Consider the following 17,083-nt stretch of genomic DNA (forward strand, 5'->3'; position numbering starts at 1 on the left):
GTAAGCGCAGTTCGTTCGGCGAGGTTGGAGGTGGTTCCAATGGCAATGCCTGTTCCCCGGTCCGACCGTTGGACGGCCGAGGACCTCGATCACATGCCCGAAGACGGATTGCGATACGAGGTGCTGAATGGCCAGCTCGTCGTGAACGCTGCCCCGAAGCCGCGGCATCAGTGGCTGATCAAATGGTTGGTGCGAGCCCTCGACAATGTGTTGCCGCCTGGCTATGTCGTATTGGAAGGTGTCGGGGTACTAGATCGGTTAGGACGAGCCGATTCCCGATGTCATGGTGGCCATCGGCCCCATCGACTGGGACGACCGCGGAGTCCCCGCCGAGCAGGTGAAATTGGTGGTCGAAGTCGTGTCCAAATCGACGACGCTGCAGGACCGCATGGTCAAGCCGGTGCTCTATGCCACGGCCGGGATCCCGAACTACTGGCGCTTCGAGATCAACCCCTTCAAGAGCCAGCTCCCCAGCGAAACATTGCCCGTTCTGTTCGCGCACGCACTGGGTGGGGACGAATCCTACGAGCGGACGCATCGGGTGCCGGCCGGAGATACCGTCACCCTGCGTAGTCCTTTCGAATTCACGATCGACCCAGCGTCACTGATGCCCTGAGGTGGGTGCCATATCAGTCGGCCATGGGACCGGCGCTCTGGCTCGCCTCGGGCCTTCGGTGATCAATGTCGCGGCTCTGTGGCCGGTACGAGAGCGAGTAGTTCGTCTACCGACCATTGGTCGTCGGCGTGTTTGCCGAGTTTGCCGGCCAGGACTCGGCCGTCGGGGGCGATGAGGAAATCGCCGGGGAGGCCGAGGCGGCCGCCCTCGGGTTTGTTTGGGGGAGAGGGCTTTTCCTTGCGCAGTACTGCTCTGGTCGCGGTGACGACGCTGCGGATGAGGGTGGGCCAGGCGCGGGGGTCGAGTAGGGCGCGGGGTGTGGATTCGATGCCGAACTCGCGGTAGAGGATTCGGGTCGGGTCGGCGATCAGGTCGAAGGGGAGGTCGCCCTCGTATTTGCGCAATTCGGCTGCGCTGGAATGGAAGACGACGACCTCGCGGATATTCGCGGCGAGGATCTCATCGTGTCGGACGGCGAACGAGCGCAGGTGCAGGGTGCAGATCGGGCATCCCGCGAACCGGCGGAACTGCAGGTGTATCAGGCAGTCCTGATCGGGGATCTGAATCGTGCGGTCGGCGATGGTGACAAGTGCCCGATCGGCCACCGTGGTCGGCAAGGACATGGAAACTCCCTTCGTAGGTGTACGACGTACGCCTACCACAAGTATGCGCGTACCTTGTACGCTGTCAACCCGTGCCCCGTCCTCGCTCGCTGACCAGCCCCGCCATCGCGGCCGCCGCCATCGCGGTGCTCGATCGCGACGGCCTGTCCGGCCTCACCATGCGCGCGGTCGCGAAGGAACTCCGCATCGCCACCATGGGGCTCTACCGCTACGTCGCCGACCGCGACGAACTGGAGGTACTGGTCGTCGACCATCTCCTCGCCGCCATCGACCTCACTCCACCGACCGATCCGAATTGGCGCGACCGCATCGCGGCCCTACTGGACCGCATGCGAACCGCGGTCTCCGCCCACCCCGCAGCCGTCCCACTCGTGGTGAGTCACCGCCAGTCTTCCCCCGCCAGCCTTCGCTCGATCGAGGCAATGCTCACGATCCTCACCGACGCAGGCTTCACCGGCCCGGCCCGAGTCCTGGCTCAACGCACCCTCATGGCCTTCCTCGTCGGCCACCTCCAGAACGAGCACTACGGCCCCCTCGCCGGCCCGGGCACCACCACAATGACCCAACTTCCCCGAGACACCTACCCCCTCCTTGCCGAAACAGCCACCGATGCCCAGAACATCGACCCGGCAACAGAATTCCGCCTCGGACTCGAAATTGTCCTCCGCGGCCTGGCTCCTTAGCCCGCTTTGGACGGCGCCCCTCGAGCCCTCAGTGCGCCGTCCCACCCCAGCCCGCCCTCAGTGGGCGTCTTGGACGAGCGATCACCATGCACTCACGCAGGCAACCGCCGAGGGCACCCCTGCATCAGTGCATTCTCGGGGACTGGCCTTGCTGTGGTGATTTCCTGGCAACGGGCGGAAAGGTTGGTACCGGCACGGGGTTTCGTGCCGGTACCAGGGGGCGGTGATTCAGCGGGTGAGGCCAGGAAGTGTCATGGTTTCGCCCATGATCAACGCGCCTGCGTCGTTGAGGTGGAGGCCGTCGCCGGAATCCAGGTCGGGGCGGATGAAGTCGGGGTTCTGGGGGTCTTCCACGGCGGTTGCGACATCGAAGACGGCGTCGAAAATGTTTGTGGTGCGCAGCCATTCGTTGACGGCGTGGCGAACGAGACGTCCCTCGTCGACATTGAGGTCCGGATAGATCACTCCGGCAAAGGGCCCGATGGTATTCGCGTACACCTTCAGCCCGGCGGCCCGAGCGCGTTCTGCAAGGGCACTGAGCCCGGCGATCAGGTCGGCGGCGGGGGAGGTGTGGTTGTCGAGGATGAGGTCGTTGATGCCGAAGTTCAGCACCACGTGCGTCACCCCGGGGACGGCGAGGACGTCGCGATCGAAGCGCGCGAGGCCGTGCTCGCCGACCTGATCGGTGAGCAGGCGGTTTCCGCCGATGCCCTGGTTGAGCACCCAGCCGGAGATGAGGCGTTCGTTGAGAATGTCGACCGAGCGACGGTTCGCGCCCGAGGTCGAGCCGACGCCCTCGAACCAGGAGTCGCCGAATGCGACGACGATCGGATCGGTGCTCGCCGTCAGCACATCGACACCGGTCACGTAGAAGCGTGAGGTGGTCTGTTCGGCGTCCGGCAGCGCGAGTGCGGAGGTCTGGTCGCCGGTCGTCACGTAGCTGGGCTCCATCGGCAGCTGCGAGAAGGGGGCCAGCTCGGTCGCCTCGGGCACGTACAGGCTCAGCGCGAGATCGGTGCCCGCCGCGACCGCGAAATCGACCGGATCGCTGATGATGTCGGCACCAGCGGGGATGATCGTGGCCGCCTTGCCGTCGAAGCGCAGTTCGGTATCGGTCTCCGCCACGATTTCCTCGCCCGCCTTGCGCACCGCGATGCGCGCCGATCCGATTGTCACTGGCGCCGAACCGTAGCGGTTGGTCAGTCGCACCCGCAGTTGCTCGCCCCCGCCGACCAGGTGCAGCACCTGGCGCACCGTGTGATCGTCGAAGTCGCGCGGCTCCGCGAAACGGATCCGCTCGGCGGGGTTGACCAGGGTGGAACGGAATCCCGCGACCCAACGCAGCGTGCCAGTCATCTGAATCTCCATTTTGTTGCCGTGAGGAATATTGCGCTGACAACAACTTAGCCAGAGGTATTCCTCATGTCAACTATCCGCAACGCAACTATCATCGGCTACGCTCGGGGACGTGGACACGACAGACCTCTTCGATGACCCCCGACTCACCATCATGGGCCTGCTCTACGAGGCCTACGACGGTCTGGCCGCCAAATTGGAACCGACCTGGAAGAAACACGGTCTGTCCGGCCTCGATGTCAATGCGCTGATGCGACTGAGTCGCTCGCCGGGGCGGCGACTGCGGATGACCGATCTCGCCGCCCAGACGAATCTGTCGACCAGCGGTGTCACCCGGCTCGTCGACCGGTTGCAGCGCAATGGATTCGTGCGCCGCGAACTCGATCCCGCGGACCGCCGCAGCTCCTATGCCGTACTCACCGCGGCCGGTGCGACCCAGTTGGCGCGCGTACTGCCCGAATACCTCGAGGTCATCCAGCGCTGGTTCACCGGTCTGCTGACCCCGGACCAACTCGACGCCTTCGTCGCCGGACTGCGCACCATCCGCGACCAGGTCAGTCCACAGGCGACCATACGTGAATCGGATTAGATCGCCGAAATATGCTCCCCGGCAAAGGATTCGGCTCTCAGTGAACTGACGAGCCGGGCGCCCGCTCGCGCTGCACAATGGTCCGCGCGGGCGACGAACCGCCCGGCCCGGACGAAAGGTGTAATCGGTGAGCGCATCTGTCGATGTACTGAACCCGGACAAGCCCAAACGAGTGCTGATCGTGGCCTCGAATCCGTCGGTCTCCCGGCAGACCGGCTGGCCCATCGGATTCTGGTGGGCCGAACTCTCCCATCCGTACTGGGAATTCGTCGAACACGGCTTCCAGGTCGATATCGCCAGCCCGGACGGTGGTGCGCTGGTCGCCGACTCCTGGAGCGACCCGCGTGACGAAACCGGCTACAGCGCCGATGATCTGATCAGCCTCGGCTTCCTGTCCTCCCCGAAACATGCCGCCTTGGTGGCGAATACACGTGCCCTCGGCACCGTCGACCCCGACGAATACGATGCGGTGTTCCTGGTCGGCGGCCAGGCGCCGATGTACACGTTCGTCGATGACGTGCGCATTCACGACCTGGTGGCGTCACGGGTCGCTGCCAACCGGGTGGTCGCGGTGGTGTGCCATGCGACCTGTGTGCTGCTGAAGGCGACACTTCCGGACGGGAATCCGGTGGTCAGCGGCCGCACTTGGACCGGCTTCGCCAATTCCGAGGAGGACTACGCCGACCAGTTCGTCGGCCGAACCATCCAGCCCTTCCGCATCGAGGATGAGGCACGCAAACTCGACGGCACCAACTTCATTGTGGCGAGCCGCTTCAAGTCCCACGCCGTGCGCGACGGCAACCTGATCACCGGGCAGCAGCAGTATTCGGGCGCGGCGGCGGCCCGGCTGGTCATCGAAGCGCTCGGCGTCTGATCAGGCGCCCCTGAGCCGCTCCAGGCCGTCGAGGATCAGTTCGAGGCCGAAATCGAAATCGGCCACGCCGTTGTGGGTGCCCGCGATGACGCGCTCGGCGAGCGCGTTCATATGCGGGTATTCCTCGGCCGGAATGAGCGGCAGGAATTCCGCTGCGGCGGAGGCGTATTCGGCGGGTTCCAACGGAAAATTCTGCTCCTGCAGGGTGAATCCGTAGATGTGGCTGTCGAGCGCGTTCCAGGCCCGGTCGGCCTGCTGATAGGTGAAGCCCGCCGCGAGCAGACAGCCGACCGTGGCATCGATGTAGTGCAGCATCGCCGGACCGACATTGAGCCGGGAGCCGATGAGGCCGGTGGCCCAGGGGTGGCGCCGCAGCATCTCGTGCGCCGAGGCGGCGCGCTTGCGCAGCGCCGTCTTCCAGTCGCCGCCGATCGCGGGGGCCTCGATCTCCGCTACGACCAGGTCGACGATGCCATCGAGCAGATCGTCCTTATTCCTGACGTGGTTGTAGAGCGACATCGCCTCGACACCCAACACCTGCGCGAGCTTGCGCATGGACAGCGCGGTGAGCCCGTGCTCGTCGGCGAACTGTACGGCGGTGCGCAGCACGCGATCCCGGTTCAGTGGCGTGCGGGTCGCGCTGGCGGGTTTCTCGGCCATCGGTCCCTCCCTTGACGTACTTACGCCGTAAGCGTACCGTCCTCGGTATCGCACTTACACTGTAAGTACGGCGGAAATCGCAGGTGAGGAAGTCTTATGTCGCAAGCGCGGGCGGTCCGGTCGAATGGCGGGGTGGCGACGATGAACGCGATCGTGGCCCCGAAGTACGGTTCCAGCGAGGTGCTGCGGGCGCAGGTGGTGGATCGTCCGGAACCCGGTCCCGGCGAGGTGCTGGTCCGGGTGCGTGCGGCGGCGGTGTGCCAAGGCGACGTCCATCTGCTCACCGGGAAGCCATATCTGATTCGCCTGCTGGGCTTCGGTATTCGTCGACCCAAGTACCGGGTGATCGGACATGACCTGGCGGGCGAAGTGGTCGCGCTGGGACCCGATGTGCGGACCTTTCGCATCGGTGACGAGGTCTACGGCGCGGTGGTATCCGGCGCATTCGCCGAATACGTTCGCGTCCCGGTGGATACTCTCGCGCCCAAACCGGCCGGGTTCACCTTCGAAGATGCCGCGGCCGTGCCCGATGGGGGTATGACCGCACTGCAGGGATTGCGCGAGGTCGGACAGTTGCGCGCCGGGCAGTCCGTGCTGGTCAACGGTGCCTCCGGTGGCGTCGGCACCTTCGCCGTTCAGATCGCCAAGGCCCTCGGCGCGGAAGTGACCGCGGTCTGCAGCACCCGCCACCGGGAGGTCGTCCGCACCCTCGGCGCCGACTGGGTAATCGATTACACCACTGCGGATTTCGCTCGCCAACAGCACCGCTACGACGTCATCCTCGATCTGATCGGCAACCGTTCGCTGGCCGACTGCCGACGCGTCCTCACCCCCAAGGGTGTCTTCGTCTCCTCGGCAGGCGCGCCGGGCGGCAACTGGCTCGGCCCGATCATCTGGATCGCAAAAGTATTGCTCGCCAATATCTTTGCCACCCAGACGCTACGTCCACTGCTCATGCGTCCCCGCAGCGCCGATCTGGCCTTCCTGTCGGACCTCGCCGAGCGCGGAGAATTGAAACCATTGATCGAAGGCCGCTACCCGCTGTCCGACGCCGCCATCGCGGTGGCGCACGTTGCCCAGGGCCACGCCCAGGGAAAAACGGTCATCCTCGTATAGGAGGTGGTCCGGGCGTCGGTATCTCGCGGACGGGCGGCCCCGCAAGGACGGATTCGCGGCGTTCGGTGAGGTGTCCGGGCGGAGGCCGAATCCGCCCGGCCGCTTACCATCGCCGGACTCGCCGTGCCCTAGGCGGTTGTCGAGACCGCGGCCGTTTCAACCGACCCCTATGCGATGGCTTCGGTGAGGCGGCTGGTGAGCTCACGGACATGGGTGATGAGTTCCGGGGGTTCGTGGATTCGGCAGGCGAATCCGAAAGTCGCTATGTAGATGGCGAGTTCGTCCAGGGAGTTGGCACCGGTACGGAGTAGGCAGGATCGGTCGTCGATCGCCTCGATGACGCCGACGGTCGGTGCGACGCGCTCGGCGGCGACCTGGGCGGGTACCAGCAGGGTGACGCGGGCGGTGTAGCGGTAGGGGGAAGTCGTTGTGCCGCTGGTGATGTAGTGGGCCAAATCGGTTTCCGGCGGTTCGCGTGGTGTGAACCGGGGGCCGGTGGGGATGCGGGGGTGCATGCGGTCGACGCGATAAGTGCGCCAGTCCGCGCGGTCGATATCCCAGCCGACGAGGTACCAGTGGCGGCCGCTGTGGACCAGGCGGTGCGGTTCGGCGGTGCGCAATGATGTGGTGCCGCTGTGAGTTCGGTAGTCGAAGCGCAGGCGGTGGCTGTCCCGGATGGCGCCGGCGACGGCGGTCAGCACATCGGGGTCGACGGTGGGTCCGGCGGACGGCACGGTGACGGTGACCGATTGGAGCAGGCTGATCCGGTGGCGCAGCCGTGACGGCAGCACCTGCTCCAATTTGGTGAGCGCGCGCAATGAGCTGTCCTCGATGCCCGCGATGGTGCCGCCCGCCGCGGTGCGCAGCCCGACGGCCACGGCCACCGCCTCATCGTCGTCCAGCAGCAGCGGCGGCAGCTTCGCGCCAGCACCGAGGCGATAGCCCGCGACACCGGCGGTGGCGTCCACCGGATAGCCGAGGGTGCGCAACTTATCGATATCGCGGCGCACCGTGCGCACATCGACCTCGAGCCGTTCGGCGAGTTCGGTGCCGGTCCAATCGCGGGGCGTCTGCAATAGCGATAGCAAACGCAGCAGGCGCGCGGAGGTCTCCAACATGGCTGAAAGTCTGCCGCAGACCTAGGGCTGAAGCTGTCCTAAGTGGCTCATACTGTGGTTCTCATGAGCACAGAGATCACTCCGTTCCGCATCGAAATCCCGCAGCAGCAGCTCGATGACCTGCGCAATCGTCTCGACAATGCGCGGTGGCCCGCACCGCTGCCCGGCGACGGCTGGGATACCGGCGTTCCGACCGCCTGGCTGCGCGTACTGGTCGATTACTGGCGCACCGAATACGACTGGCGCGCCGCCGAGGCCCAGCTCAACAGCTATCCGCAATTCACCACCGAGATCGATGGACAGCGCATCCACTTCCTGCACGTCCGCTCGCCCGAGCCCGATGCGCTCCCGCTGCTGATGACGCACGGCTGGCCCGGTTCGGTCGTCGAATTCCTCGACATGATCGGACCGCTCACCGACCCGCGCGCCCACGGCGGCGATCCGGCCGACGCCTTCCACCTGGTTATTCCCTCATTGCCCGGCTTCGGCTTCTCCGGACCCGTTTCCGAGGCGGGCTGGTCCATCGCGCGGATCGGCGAGGCATGGGCCGAGCTCATGCGCCGACTCGGCTACGAGCGCTACGGCACACAGGGCGGCGATCTCGGTGGGTCGGTGAGTCCGCAGGTCGGCCGGGTGGCACCGAAAAACGTTGTCGGCGTGCACACCAGCGGCGGTCCGGGACCGATTCCGACGCAGCAGCTCTCCGAGGACGAACTGGCCAGCCTGACCGATCTGGAACGCGACCGCATTCGCCGCATCGCGGCGTTCATGCAGGAGGAATTCGGCTATATCGCCATCCAGTCGACTCGCCCGCAGACCTTGGCCTACGGCCTGACCGATTCCCCGGTCGGCCAACTGGCCTGGATCATGGACAAGTTCCGGGAGTGGACGCATCCGCGAAATGTGGACCCGGACAAGATCATCGACCGGGACCGGTTGCTGACCAATGTCATGCTGTACTGGCTCAATGGCACCGCGGGCTCGGCCGCCTATGTCGGGTACGCGAATGGCGGCTCTTGGGGTACGCCGCGGCCGAACTCCGGCGTGCCGACCGCGGCCATCCTGTTCGCCCACGATGTCTGCATTCGACGTTATAGCGAGCCCGAGAACACCATCACCCGCTGGATCGATGTGGATCACGGCGGACACTTCGCGGCATTGGAGGAACCAGTGATACTGACGAACGATATCCGCGAGTTCTTCCGCGATCTGCGCTGAAAACGTGGGCCTGTTCCGGCATGTCGCGGCCGGAACAGGCCCACAATCAATGGCAGCAGGACCGCGGCAACGCAGGGGTGAGCGCCATGAGCGAGCCGAGAAGGATTACTCCGGAACATCGAGAGGACTTCTGGCGGCGCTGCGGCTGGTCACCGGAGCTGCCGGAGGCCGAGCGCCGCCATATCGAGGAAGTCTGGGACGACGAGTCCATCGATCTGGCCGAGCTTTTCGGCTGGTAATACCGGTCAGGCCGGGAGTTCGCCCGCCTTCCGCCAGGAGTCGCGTTCGGCGGCGAACGCATCGGCCTGCCGCGCGCGGAACTCATCGATGGATTCGGCATTGTCGGACAGGAACTTCCGGTAGTCGGCGAGGGCGAACTCTCCGTCCTCGGCCCGCACCTCGACATTGCCCGCCGCGAAATCGGCGCGCAGGTCGAGAAGTTCGTCGGCGTCGACGGGGTACCAGCGGATCCGGTCGAAATAGCGGAGCAGCCACGGGGATTCGTCTTTGTCGGAGTGGTGGCTCCATACCTGGGTGGTGCGGCCGACGAACTGGTAGCCACCCGGCCCCTCCATACCGTAGATGCACAGGTAGGCCCCACCGATGCCGACGGCGTTCTCGGGAGTCCAGGTGCGGGCCGGATTGTATTTCGTGGTGACCAAGCGGTCGCGCGGATCGGTCGGCGTCGCGACCGGCGCGCCGAGGTAGACGTCGCCGAGGCCGAGCACCAGGTATTCGGCGCCGAAAACGGTGTCGTACACCTCCCGCACCGAGGCCGATCCGTTCATCCGCCGGATGAATTCGATATTCCACGGGCACCATGGCGCATCGGCGCGCACGCCGTGCATGTAGCGGGTGATGGCCTCGCGCGTCGACGGATCGTCCCAGGACAGCGGCAGATGAACGGTGCGACTCGGCACCACGAGTTGATCTGCGGCGGGGATGTGCACTTCGGCTTCGGCCAGTAAGTCCAGCAGCACGCGCACCGGCAGGATCGCTGGATCCACCCGGATCTGGAGGGACCGTACCCCCGGCGTCAGTTCGGTAACCCCGCGTAGGCCGAGCGCGAGCAGATGTTGGTGCAGGGCGTGTACTCGGGCGCGCAGGCCGAGATCCAGTGTCATGGTGCCGTATTCGACGAGCACGGCGTCATCGCCTTGGCGGCGGTAGGTCACGCCGATCTCGTCGTCGACATCGGCGCGGCGCAAGACACCGTCATCGCCGTCGCCACCGGGGGACAGCACGGCGGGCCAGGCCGCGCGCCGAGCCGGACCGAGTTCCCGTATCGAGGCGGCGTGCTCGGCACGGATCGGAACGAACCGCACGCTGTCGCCGGGGCAGAGTTGGCCGAGCTTCCACCGGTCGGCGGCGACCACGGTCACCGGGCAGACGAAGCCGCCGAGGCTGGGACCGTCGGGGCCGAGCAGGATCGGGGTATCACCGGTGAAGTCCAGTGCCCCCACCGAATACGGGGTGTCATGGATATTGGACGGATGTAGGCCCGCCTCGCCGCCGTCGGTCCTGGCCCACTCCGGTTTCGGGCCGATCAGCCGCACACCGGTGCGATCGGAGTTGAAGTGCACTTCGTAGTCGGTGCCGATAATGGTGTCGAAGTCCTTGCGTGTGAAGAACTCCGGTGCGCCGTGTGGCCCCTCGGTGACTGCCAGTTCCCAGCGTCGCGACAGCACCGGCTGCTGCTCCATCGGCACCGCCTTCGCGATTCGACCGACATGCGAGCCCAGCTCCAGCGTGTCACCCGCCCGCAGGGCATCGCCGGTGCCGCCGCCGAATTTGCCCAGCGTGAAAGTGGCTGTGCTGCCCAGATATTCGGGAAGTTCGATGCCGCCCGCGAGCAATACATAGCTGCGCATGCCCGGACCGCGCACCGCGCCGATTTCGAGCACCCCGCCCGCCGGAACCAGCACGGTCCGCCACTGCCGCACGGCGGTCCCGTTCACGGTGACATCGGCCGGCGCGCCGGTGACGCATACCCAGGTCGGTGCGGAGAATTTCAGCGCGGGGCCACCGAGGGTGCATTCCAGTCCCGCCGCACCCTCGGCATTGCCGAGCACTCGATTGCCGAGTCGAAACGACAGGTCGTCCATCGGCCCCGACGGGGGCACCCCGATATGCCAGTACCCGATCCGTCCCGGCCAATCCTGCACGGTGGTCAGCATTCCCGGCCGCAGCACTTCAATTCGCGATATGGCGTCGCCGGTTGCCTCGAGGTCGTGGCCCTTCGTGTGATCCGATCCGGTCGCAGTAGCCGCTATCGCGGTTGTCCGATCGGCCATCGCGACGGTTGGGATCTGTCCGCGGGTCTCCGTGCCGCTGATCGACTGAAAGCGTTTGTCGGTCGGCAGCCCCGACGATCCAATCGGATTTGTCGCACCGTTCGCCGACAAGTTGGTCACCGTCATCGGGTCACCACCATGCGCACCGGCGTGGGATCGAAACCATTGCAGGGGTTGTTGATCTGCGGGCAGTTCGACACCAGCACCAGGGTGTCGATCTCCGCGCGGAGGGTGACCTTCTTTCCGGGAGCGGACAGTCCGTCGACAATGCCCAGGGTGCCGTCGGCCTCGACCGGAACGTTCATGAACCAGTTGATATTCGAGACCAGATCCCGTTTGCCGAGACCCCATTTCAGCGCCTCGGCGAGGAAGTTCTCCACGCAGGCGTGCTGGTGGCGGGTGTGGTGACCGTAGCGCAGCGTATTCGACTCCTGGGAGCAGGCGCCCGCGATGGTGTCGTGATTGCCGACCTCATCGGCGACGACGGTCATCAGCGCGGTACCCGCATCGGTGCGCAGCACACTGCCGGTGCCGAGGAAGATATTGCGCTGCGCGGTGATGGTGGCCTGCGCGCTGTAGCGGTCGGTGTGGTCGGCGGCCGAGTACAGCAGACAGTCGACGGCCTGATTGCCGTGCAGGTCGATGATTTCGAGCTGATCACCCGCGCGGACCACGGTCGACCATGGCGCGCGTGCCGGCACGGTTTCGTCGAGCACGATGATGCGGGTCGGTGCCGAGGTCATGCCCCTACCTCCAGAGTCGCGGCCGTCCATGCCTGTTCGGTGTTCTCGACCGCCCGCAGATACTCCGGGTCGGAATTATGGTGATCGGCAAGCTCTTCCGGCGCGGACCAGGTGACGAGATCGAGGTCGGTCGCGGCCCGGTCATCGAGCGGATGCGCGGTGTTCGCGACGAGCAGGACCACCGGCAGGTGGATGACCAGATCGACCGACGCGCCCGCCGCGGCACTGCCGGTCGCGGTCAGCGCGCCATCGGATTCGACGCGGACGCCGCGGAAGAGGGATACGGTCGGTGCGATATCCCGCGGCTCCAGGCCCTGTTTGGCTCCCGCCAGCCGCAGCAGCCCGCGCGCCTGCGGCGTCGGTCCGCACAGCGTGTCGTGGTGGCCGGAGGTATCGGCGACGATGGTCGCCAGCACCCGGCCCTGATCCGAGAGCAGCGGATGCCCGCTGCCGAGATAGGCCTGCCATGGAACCTTCACGGTGTCGGCGACATTGAGCCGCTCCCACGGTGCGTCGGCGCGCAGCAGCAGCAGATGCGCGCACGCGGCACCGGCCACATCGCGTAACCGAATCCTGGTCCCGCGACCGAGCACGATATTCGCGTACCCACCGAACGGAATCCGCTGCGCGAAGGTGATCTTCGCCGCCGCGACGTCATCGGGCAGCTCCGGCCCCGCGATCTCCGCGACGGCCGCTTGCGCCCGGGCATGTGCCCGTGCTCCAGTGGTCGAGGCTGTGCTGGTCATCGTTGATCCTTTCGGTGCGGTACATCGGGCGACCGAACCGTCGCTCGGTGCAGCGGCTGTGCTCGCACGGAGTAGTAGGCGGATGGGCTGGCGTAGATCGGTTGTCGGTGGCGGAGTGTGTATTCCGTGGTTGCGGTGGGTCTGGCATGGTGCGCGGGTCCCTCGCGCGGTCGGGATGGTGCGCGGCGGAGGGTGTTCGGCCCACCGCCGCGCACTGATCGGTCAGGCGGGTTGAGCTGCTGGCTCGAGGCTTTCGGTCGTCGGCCCGGCATTGACCACGCGGTGCACGACAACACCGACGGCGATCACCACCAGCACGAAAAGCGGTGCGGCCCAGAGCATCCACCAGCCGCCGCCATTGGGCGTGTAGACCTCGGCGCGCGGCCAGGCCAGGTTCACCGCCATCGCGATGCCCCACACCACCGCGAGTGCGTTGACCGGAATGCCGAAGCGGCCCAGGTCGAACAGTGCGGAGTCGCTGTCCCAGCCCCGGATCCGCCGGACCAGCAGCGGCACCGTGACCAGCAGATATGCCAGATAGAGCGTCACGATGCACACGCTGGCCAGGGTGGCGAAGATCGCGGCATTGCCGAGGTTGAGTACGAGCAGGCCGATGCCGAGTACGCCGATGATCACCGAGGGCAGCACCGGGGTGCCGAAACGTGGATGCACCGCGGCCAGGCGACGAGCGAAGGGCAACTTGCCATCGCGCGCCATCGAGAACATCAGGCGCGAGCCCGCGGTCTGAATTGCCAAGGTGCACACCGTGATCGCCACCGCGACGCAGCCGAGCAGAACTTTGCCCGCTGGGCTGTCGAGCTTCGAGGTCAGCACATAGGCCAGCCCCTCGGTGGACAGCGCACCGTCGTCCAGGCTCGGCGCGGCCATCAGTGCCCCGAGCAGCAGCAGTCCGCCGCCGAGCGCGGAGACCGAGAGCGCGGTCAGGATGGTGCGCGGAGCGACATGGCGCGGATTCTTGGTTTCCTCGGAAAGCTCACCGGCGGAATCGAATCCGACCATCACGTAGGCGGCCATCAGACCGGAGACGAGAAAGGCCGCCCAATACGGCCCCGGTGCGGCCTGATCGGTGTGCAGCACCACACCCGCCCCGCGTTCGGTGTGGGTGAAGAACAGCGCGATGATCGCCAGCACGCCGACGATCTCCACGGTGACCCCGATCGAATTGATCCGGGCCATCAGATCGATGCCGATCACATTGATCAGCGTGGTGATCACCAGCAGAATGCTGCCGAGCAGTACCGCATTGGTCGCGCCCGAGGTCGAGGTGAGCGCGGAATCGTCGCCGACGATCTGGAATCCGCTCCAGATCGAGGGCAGCACCACCTGCAGTGCGATCGCCGCCGCCGCGGCCGTGACGATCTGCGCGATGACCATCATCCACCCGGCGAACCAGCCGACGACCTCCCCGCCGAGCCGCCGCGACCACTGGTAGATACAGCCCGAGATCGGGTAGCGCGCGGCCAGTTCGGCGAAGTTCAGTGCGACGAGGAACTGTCCGGCGAAGACGATCGGCCAGGTCCAGAAGAAGGCCGCACCACCGAACGAATAGCCGAAGCCGAAGAACTGGAAGATGGTGGTGAGGATGGAGACGAAGGAGAATCCGGCCGCGAACGAGGCGTAGCGGCCCAGTTTGCGGTGCAGTACCGGTTGATAGCCGAAGCCTGCGAGGTCGGCGTTGTCCCGGCTGATATCGGGGGACGGGAGTACGGGGGCGACTGAGTCGACTGTGGTGGCCATGGGGGTTCCTTCGCGAGCGGCCAATACCTATCGAATGACAGTTTTGCGTTCGCGATCGCGGTTTCGGTGTCCCCTGTGTATCGCTTCCGGGAACGCCGGTAACTTCTGCGTTGCCCGGATTTCTATCGAGTGACAGAAACCTCACGCCTCGGCGATCGACTCAGAACGACCAGACCGGTCTGATCGCTATGGCGGCGGATGGTCGTATAGGACGCGATGCCAGAATGACGTCGTGCCCAATCTCGGTCCCGGCCGTCCCCGTCTCGACCAGCGGCCCCGTCGCGGTCGGACGCCGCGCGACGAGATCCTCGACGCCGCCGGCGAGCTCTTCACCACCAATGGCTATGCCAATACCTCCACCCGCGCGGTCGCGGATGCGGTCGGGATCCGGCAGGCCTCGCTCTACCACCACTTCGCCGCCAAGGACGACATCCTCGACGCGCTGCTCGCCGAAACCATCGCGGGTCCACTGGAACTCGCCGAACGCCTGCGCGAGGTGCCCGAACCCGCGCACACCAGGCTGTACGCGCTCGCCTGGTTCGATGTGCGCCAGCTGTGCGCGGCGCACTGGAACCTCGGTGCGCTGTATCTGCTACCGGAGTTGCGCACCGAACGCTTCGCCGCCTTCCGGCTGCGCCGCGACGAACTACGCGGGCACTACGAGACTTTGGCGGCGGCGGTCAGTGCCGAGGCGGATGTTCCCGGGGCCGAGGGCCTGCCGTTCCGGCTCGTCGAGACGGTGATCAATATCCGCTCGGACGCGGGCAGCGCGCCCGCGCACGCGGAACGCGCCATTCCCGACGCGGTCATGCGAATGCTCGGCTGGTCCGGCGATCTGGACCGACTCCGCGCCGACGCACACGAACTACTCCAGCACTTGGCGCCCTGAACCTCCTGCGAGTCAGGACTTTCCGTCCACCCGCACCCACGCCATCCCCCAGCCATACGCCAGGTTGACGGCCTGGTTGAGGAAGATCGACGGATCGGTCGGGCGCGGCAGGAATACGCCTTCGCGCCGCACCACGAGCTCACCCCCGCAATCGTTTCGACCGACTCTAGTCTTTGCCCCGGGTCGCCTTGAACTCGAAGGCCCAGTTGTAGATTCGCGCGATCTCGCGGATGCCGCCGCCGGGCCGACCCGCGGGCGGACGGATGAAGGTGCCATCGCGGCGCACGATCAGCTCACCGTTGACATTCTCGATATGCGCCAGGATCACATCGCGGGAATCGTCGTGGCAGCCGCCGATGATCATTTCGATCGGCGACGAATTGCGCGGGTACAGTGTGGCGGTCGACTGCACGCCCTGGAAGTTGTTCGCGCCCTCATAGATCGAGGCGAAGACCAGAATCCGGCGGAACTGCGCGGTGTAGTCGAGATTGATATCGAGGTTTTCGCCGGTCGCGCTGCCACCGGTCCGGTCGTCCTGGTCGAGCCGGATGAACGGCGGCCGATCCAGTGCGCCGAAGGAACGGTCGAGGGCACGAACCGATCCGATTCTGCCGTCGGCCAATTCGAAAAAGCAGCAGAGATCGAGGTCGAGGCTGCTGGCGCGCTTACGGCCGAACAGACCGCCACCGCCGGTCTGCGCTGTGGTCCAATTCAGGTTGACCCGCATGGTGCCCGCGGTCGCGCCGTGTTTGGTCAGCGAGACCGTCGGCGATTCCTTCGTCAGCGACACCTTGCCGAGGTTGACCGGCGCGCCCGTCGAGGCGGAACCCGCAGGCGGCGCGGTGAATTGGTTGGGCATCGTCGGCGGCGGGTACGGCTGCGACGCCGGGTTGGGTGCGTATGGCTGCGGCGTCGGGTCAGGCGGATAAGGCTGTGAAGTCGGGCTCGCCGGGTAAGGCTGGGATACCGGATTCGGCGGGAATCCGGGCGGAGCCGGAGGTGGATAGGGCGGCGGCGCGCCGTACTGCTGCTGCGCAGGCGCGGTGTACGGAGTAGCTGGTGGCACATACGGCTGTTGCGGTGTCGGCGGCGGCACATGCTGCTGTTGCGGCGGGGGCGGTGGCGTGTATGGCTGCGGTGTCGGCGGCGGCGCGTACTGCTGTTGCGTTGCGGCTCGTGGTGTGTACGGCTGTTGCGGTGCCGGTGCCGGCGTGCTCGGCTGCTGCGGCGGGGCATATGACGGCGCACTCGACTGCTGCCCGGTCCCCGCATCATCAACCGAAATCCCGAAATCGGTAGCCAGCCCGGCCAACCCGGTCGCATACCCCTGCCCGACCGCCCGGAACTTCCACGCGCCCTGCCGCCGATACAACTCCCCGAGCACGAACGCGGTCTCGGAACTGGCACCCGGGCTGTCGAACCGCGCCGCCTCCGCGCCGCTCACCGCATCGAACACCCGCACATACAGTCCACGGAACTGCCCGAAGGTGCCGCCATCCGCGGAGGCCGCGATGACGATCGTGTCGATCTGCGGTTCGACCTGCGCCAGATCTACCGCCAGTGTGTCAGTTACTGTCGGCCCCTGCCGCTTACCCTCGTGCCGCACCGCGCCGGACGGATGATTCGGCTGGTTGTAGAAGACGAAGTCGTTGTCCGAGCGCACCTTCCCGGAAACGAGTAGGAGTGCCGAGGCATCCGCGTCCGGAACCCCTTGACCTGACTGCCATCCCAGCTCGACGCGGACTGAAGACATCGACACCACGACATTGGCGCCCTTCATCATCGACACATCTGCCAAGG

The 17,083-nt window shown here is 66.2% G+C and carries 18 protein-coding genes; 8 read left to right on the forward strand and 10 right to left on the reverse strand.

What is annotated here, in order from left to right; translation table 11 throughout:
- Window positions 1-286: 286 nt before the first annotated feature.
- Window positions 287-616, forward strand: a complete 330-nt coding sequence (locus tag ACQP2D_RS05300; RefSeq protein ID WP_433682591.1) for a Uma2 family endonuclease — start codon at window positions 287-289, stop codon at window positions 614-616.
- Window positions 617-678: 62 nt separating this feature from the next.
- On the opposite strand, the gene ACQP2D_RS05305 is transcribed toward ACQP2D_RS05300, so the two are convergent.
- The gene (locus ACQP2D_RS05305; RefSeq protein WP_433682592.1) at window positions 679-1,239 is read right to left on the reverse strand and encodes a peroxiredoxin-like family protein; all 561 of its coding nucleotides are present in this window, start codon (window positions 1,237-1,239) and stop codon (window positions 679-681) included.
- 71 nt (window positions 1,240-1,310) lie between these two features.
- On the opposite strand from ACQP2D_RS05305, the gene ACQP2D_RS05310 reads away from it, so the two are divergent.
- Window positions 1,311-1,922, forward strand: coding sequence for a TetR/AcrR family transcriptional regulator (locus ACQP2D_RS05310; protein ID WP_433682593.1), 612 nt, complete (start codon window positions 1,311-1,313; stop codon window positions 1,920-1,922).
- 228 nt (window positions 1,923-2,150) lie between these two features.
- Here ACQP2D_RS05310 and ACQP2D_RS05315 read toward each other — a convergent pair whose 3' ends face one another.
- Window positions 2,151-3,278, reverse strand: coding sequence for a GDSL-type esterase/lipase family protein (locus ACQP2D_RS05315; protein ID WP_433682594.1), 1,128 nt, complete (start codon window positions 3,276-3,278; stop codon window positions 2,151-2,153).
- 112 nt (window positions 3,279-3,390) lie between these two features.
- Between ACQP2D_RS05315 and ACQP2D_RS05320 the strand changes: the two genes are divergently transcribed.
- Both ACQP2D_RS05320 and ACQP2D_RS05325 read left to right on the forward strand, forming a co-directional pair.
- Window positions 3,391-3,867: a MarR family winged helix-turn-helix transcriptional regulator gene (locus ACQP2D_RS05320; RefSeq protein ID WP_433682595.1), complete on the forward strand. Its 477-nt coding sequence runs from the start codon at window positions 3,391-3,393 to the stop codon at window positions 3,865-3,867.
- 127 nt (window positions 3,868-3,994) lie between these two features.
- On the forward strand, window positions 3,995-4,741 hold the full coding sequence (locus ACQP2D_RS05325; protein ID WP_433682596.1) for a type 1 glutamine amidotransferase domain-containing protein: 747 nt from the start codon (window positions 3,995-3,997) through the stop codon (window positions 4,739-4,741).
- Here ACQP2D_RS05325 and ACQP2D_RS05330 read toward each other — a convergent pair whose 3' ends face one another.
- Window positions 4,742-5,401: a TetR/AcrR family transcriptional regulator C-terminal domain-containing protein gene (locus ACQP2D_RS05330; protein WP_433682597.1), complete on the reverse strand. Its 660-nt coding sequence runs from the start codon at window positions 5,399-5,401 to the stop codon at window positions 4,742-4,744.
- 141 nt (window positions 5,402-5,542) lie between these two features.
- Between ACQP2D_RS05330 and ACQP2D_RS05335 the strand changes: the two genes are divergently transcribed.
- Window positions 5,543-6,517, forward strand: coding sequence for an NAD(P)-dependent alcohol dehydrogenase (locus ACQP2D_RS05335; protein ID WP_433682598.1), 975 nt, complete (start codon window positions 5,543-5,545; stop codon window positions 6,515-6,517).
- A 167-nt stretch (window positions 6,518-6,684) separates the two neighbouring features.
- Here the strand turns inward: ACQP2D_RS05335 and ACQP2D_RS05340 are convergent, their stop codons facing one another.
- Window positions 6,685-7,635 (reverse strand): helix-turn-helix transcriptional regulator, encoded by a 951-nt coding sequence (locus ACQP2D_RS05340; RefSeq protein ID WP_433682599.1) that lies wholly within the window; start codon window positions 7,633-7,635, stop codon window positions 6,685-6,687.
- A 63-nt stretch (window positions 7,636-7,698) separates the two neighbouring features.
- Between ACQP2D_RS05340 and ACQP2D_RS05345 the strand changes: the two genes are divergently transcribed.
- Together ACQP2D_RS05345 and ACQP2D_RS05350 are read left to right on the forward strand one after the other, a co-directional pair.
- Complete coding sequence (locus tag ACQP2D_RS05345; RefSeq protein WP_433682600.1) at window positions 7,699-8,853, forward strand: epoxide hydrolase family protein; 1,155 nt, start codon at window positions 7,699-7,701, stop codon at window positions 8,851-8,853.
- A gap of 86 nt (window positions 8,854-8,939) precedes the next feature.
- The gene (locus ACQP2D_RS05350; protein WP_433682601.1) at window positions 8,940-9,092 is read left to right on the forward strand and encodes a hypothetical protein; all 153 of its coding nucleotides are present in this window, start codon (window positions 8,940-8,942) and stop codon (window positions 9,090-9,092) included.
- Between the two features lie 6 nt (window positions 9,093-9,098).
- On the opposite strand, the gene ACQP2D_RS05355 is transcribed toward ACQP2D_RS05350, so the two are convergent.
- The 4 genes from ACQP2D_RS05355 to ACQP2D_RS05370 all read right to left on the reverse strand — a co-directional run bounded on the left by ACQP2D_RS05355 (window position 9,099) and on the right by ACQP2D_RS05370 (window position 14,394).
- On the reverse strand, window positions 9,099-11,030 hold the full coding sequence (locus ACQP2D_RS05355) for a 5-oxoprolinase/urea amidolyase family protein (RefSeq protein ID WP_433685540.1): 1,932 nt from the start codon (window positions 11,028-11,030) through the stop codon (window positions 9,099-9,101).
- Between the two features lie 239 nt (window positions 11,031-11,269).
- Window positions 11,270-11,890, reverse strand: a complete 621-nt coding sequence (locus ACQP2D_RS05360) for an urea amidolyase associated protein UAAP2 (RefSeq protein ID WP_433682602.1) — start codon at window positions 11,888-11,890, stop codon at window positions 11,270-11,272.
- Window positions 11,887-12,636 (reverse strand): DUF1989 domain-containing protein, encoded by a 750-nt coding sequence (locus ACQP2D_RS05365; RefSeq protein ID WP_433682603.1) that lies wholly within the window; start codon window positions 12,634-12,636, stop codon window positions 11,887-11,889. Before ACQP2D_RS05365 ends, ACQP2D_RS05360 begins: the two co-directional genes overlap by 4 nt.
- A 222-nt stretch (window positions 12,637-12,858) precedes the next feature.
- Window positions 12,859-14,394, reverse strand: a complete 1,536-nt coding sequence (locus ACQP2D_RS05370) for an amino acid permease (RefSeq protein ID WP_433682604.1) — start codon at window positions 14,392-14,394, stop codon at window positions 12,859-12,861.
- Window positions 14,395-14,626: 232 nt separating this feature from the next.
- On the opposite strand from ACQP2D_RS05370, the gene ACQP2D_RS05375 reads away from it, so the two are divergent.
- Window positions 14,627-15,283 carry a TetR/AcrR family transcriptional regulator gene (locus ACQP2D_RS05375; protein WP_433682605.1) on the forward strand — a complete coding sequence of 219 codons (657 nt, stop codon included), beginning with the start codon at window positions 14,627-14,629 and terminating at the stop codon, window positions 15,281-15,283.
- A 12-nt stretch (window positions 15,284-15,295) separates the two neighbouring features.
- On the opposite strand, the gene ACQP2D_RS05380 is transcribed toward ACQP2D_RS05375, so the two are convergent.
- Both ACQP2D_RS05380 and ACQP2D_RS05385 read right to left on the reverse strand, forming a co-directional pair.
- Window positions 15,296-15,418 (reverse strand): hypothetical protein, encoded by a 123-nt coding sequence (locus tag ACQP2D_RS05380; RefSeq protein ID WP_433682606.1) that lies wholly within the window; start codon window positions 15,416-15,418, stop codon window positions 15,296-15,298.
- 31 nt (window positions 15,419-15,449) lie between these two features.
- Window positions 15,450-17,066 carry a TerD family protein gene (locus ACQP2D_RS05385; RefSeq protein ID WP_433685541.1) on the reverse strand — a complete coding sequence of 539 codons (1,617 nt, stop codon included), beginning with the start codon at window positions 17,064-17,066 and terminating at the stop codon, window positions 15,450-15,452.
- Window positions 17,067-17,083 lie beyond the last annotated feature (17 nt).

Source organism: Nocardia sp. CA-119907 (assembly GCF_050955995.1).
Classification (GTDB): domain Bacteria; phylum Actinomycetota; class Actinomycetes; order Mycobacteriales; family Mycobacteriaceae; genus Nocardia.

Excerpts from the sequence above, each read along its gene's own strand:
- ACQP2D_RS05340 (WP_433682599.1), bottom strand. The coding sequence starts at position 7,635 with ATGTTGGAGACCTCCGCGCGCCTGCTGCGTTTGCTATCGCTATTGCAG.
- ACQP2D_RS05360 (WP_433682602.1), bottom strand. The coding sequence starts at position 11,890 with ATGACCTCGGCACCGACCCGCATCATCGTGCTCGACGAAACCGTGCCG.
- ACQP2D_RS05355 (WP_433685540.1), bottom strand. The coding sequence starts at position 11,030 with ATGCTGACCACCGTGCAGGATTGGCCGGGACGGATCGGGTACTGGCAT.
- ACQP2D_RS05345 (WP_433682600.1), top strand. The coding sequence starts at position 7,699 with ATGAGCACAGAGATCACTCCGTTCCGCATCGAAATCCCGCAGCAGCAG.
- ACQP2D_RS05350 (WP_433682601.1), top strand. The coding sequence starts at position 8,940 with ATGAGCGAGCCGAGAAGGATTACTCCGGAACATCGAGAGGACTTCTGG.
- ACQP2D_RS05315 (WP_433682594.1), bottom strand. The coding sequence starts at position 3,278 with ATGACTGGCACGCTGCGTTGGGTCGCGGGATTCCGTTCCACCCTGGTC.
- ACQP2D_RS05370 (WP_433682604.1), bottom strand. The coding sequence starts at position 14,394 with ATGGCCACCACAGTCGACTCAGTCGCCCCCGTACTCCCGTCCCCCGAT.
- ACQP2D_RS05305 (WP_433682592.1), bottom strand. The coding sequence starts at position 1,239 with ATGTCCTTGCCGACCACGGTGGCCGATCGGGCACTTGTCACCATCGCC.
- ACQP2D_RS05385 (WP_433685541.1), bottom strand. The coding sequence starts at position 17,066 with ATGATGAAGGGCGCCAATGTCGTGGTGTCGATGTCTTCAGTCCGCGTC.
- ACQP2D_RS05365 (WP_433682603.1), bottom strand. The coding sequence starts at position 12,636 with ATGACCAGCACAGCCTCGACCACTGGAGCACGGGCACATGCCCGGGCG.
- ACQP2D_RS05330 (WP_433682597.1), bottom strand. The coding sequence starts at position 5,401 with ATGGCCGAGAAACCCGCCAGCGCGACCCGCACGCCACTGAACCGGGAT.
- ACQP2D_RS05335 (WP_433682598.1), top strand. The coding sequence starts at position 5,543 with ATGAACGCGATCGTGGCCCCGAAGTACGGTTCCAGCGAGGTGCTGCGG.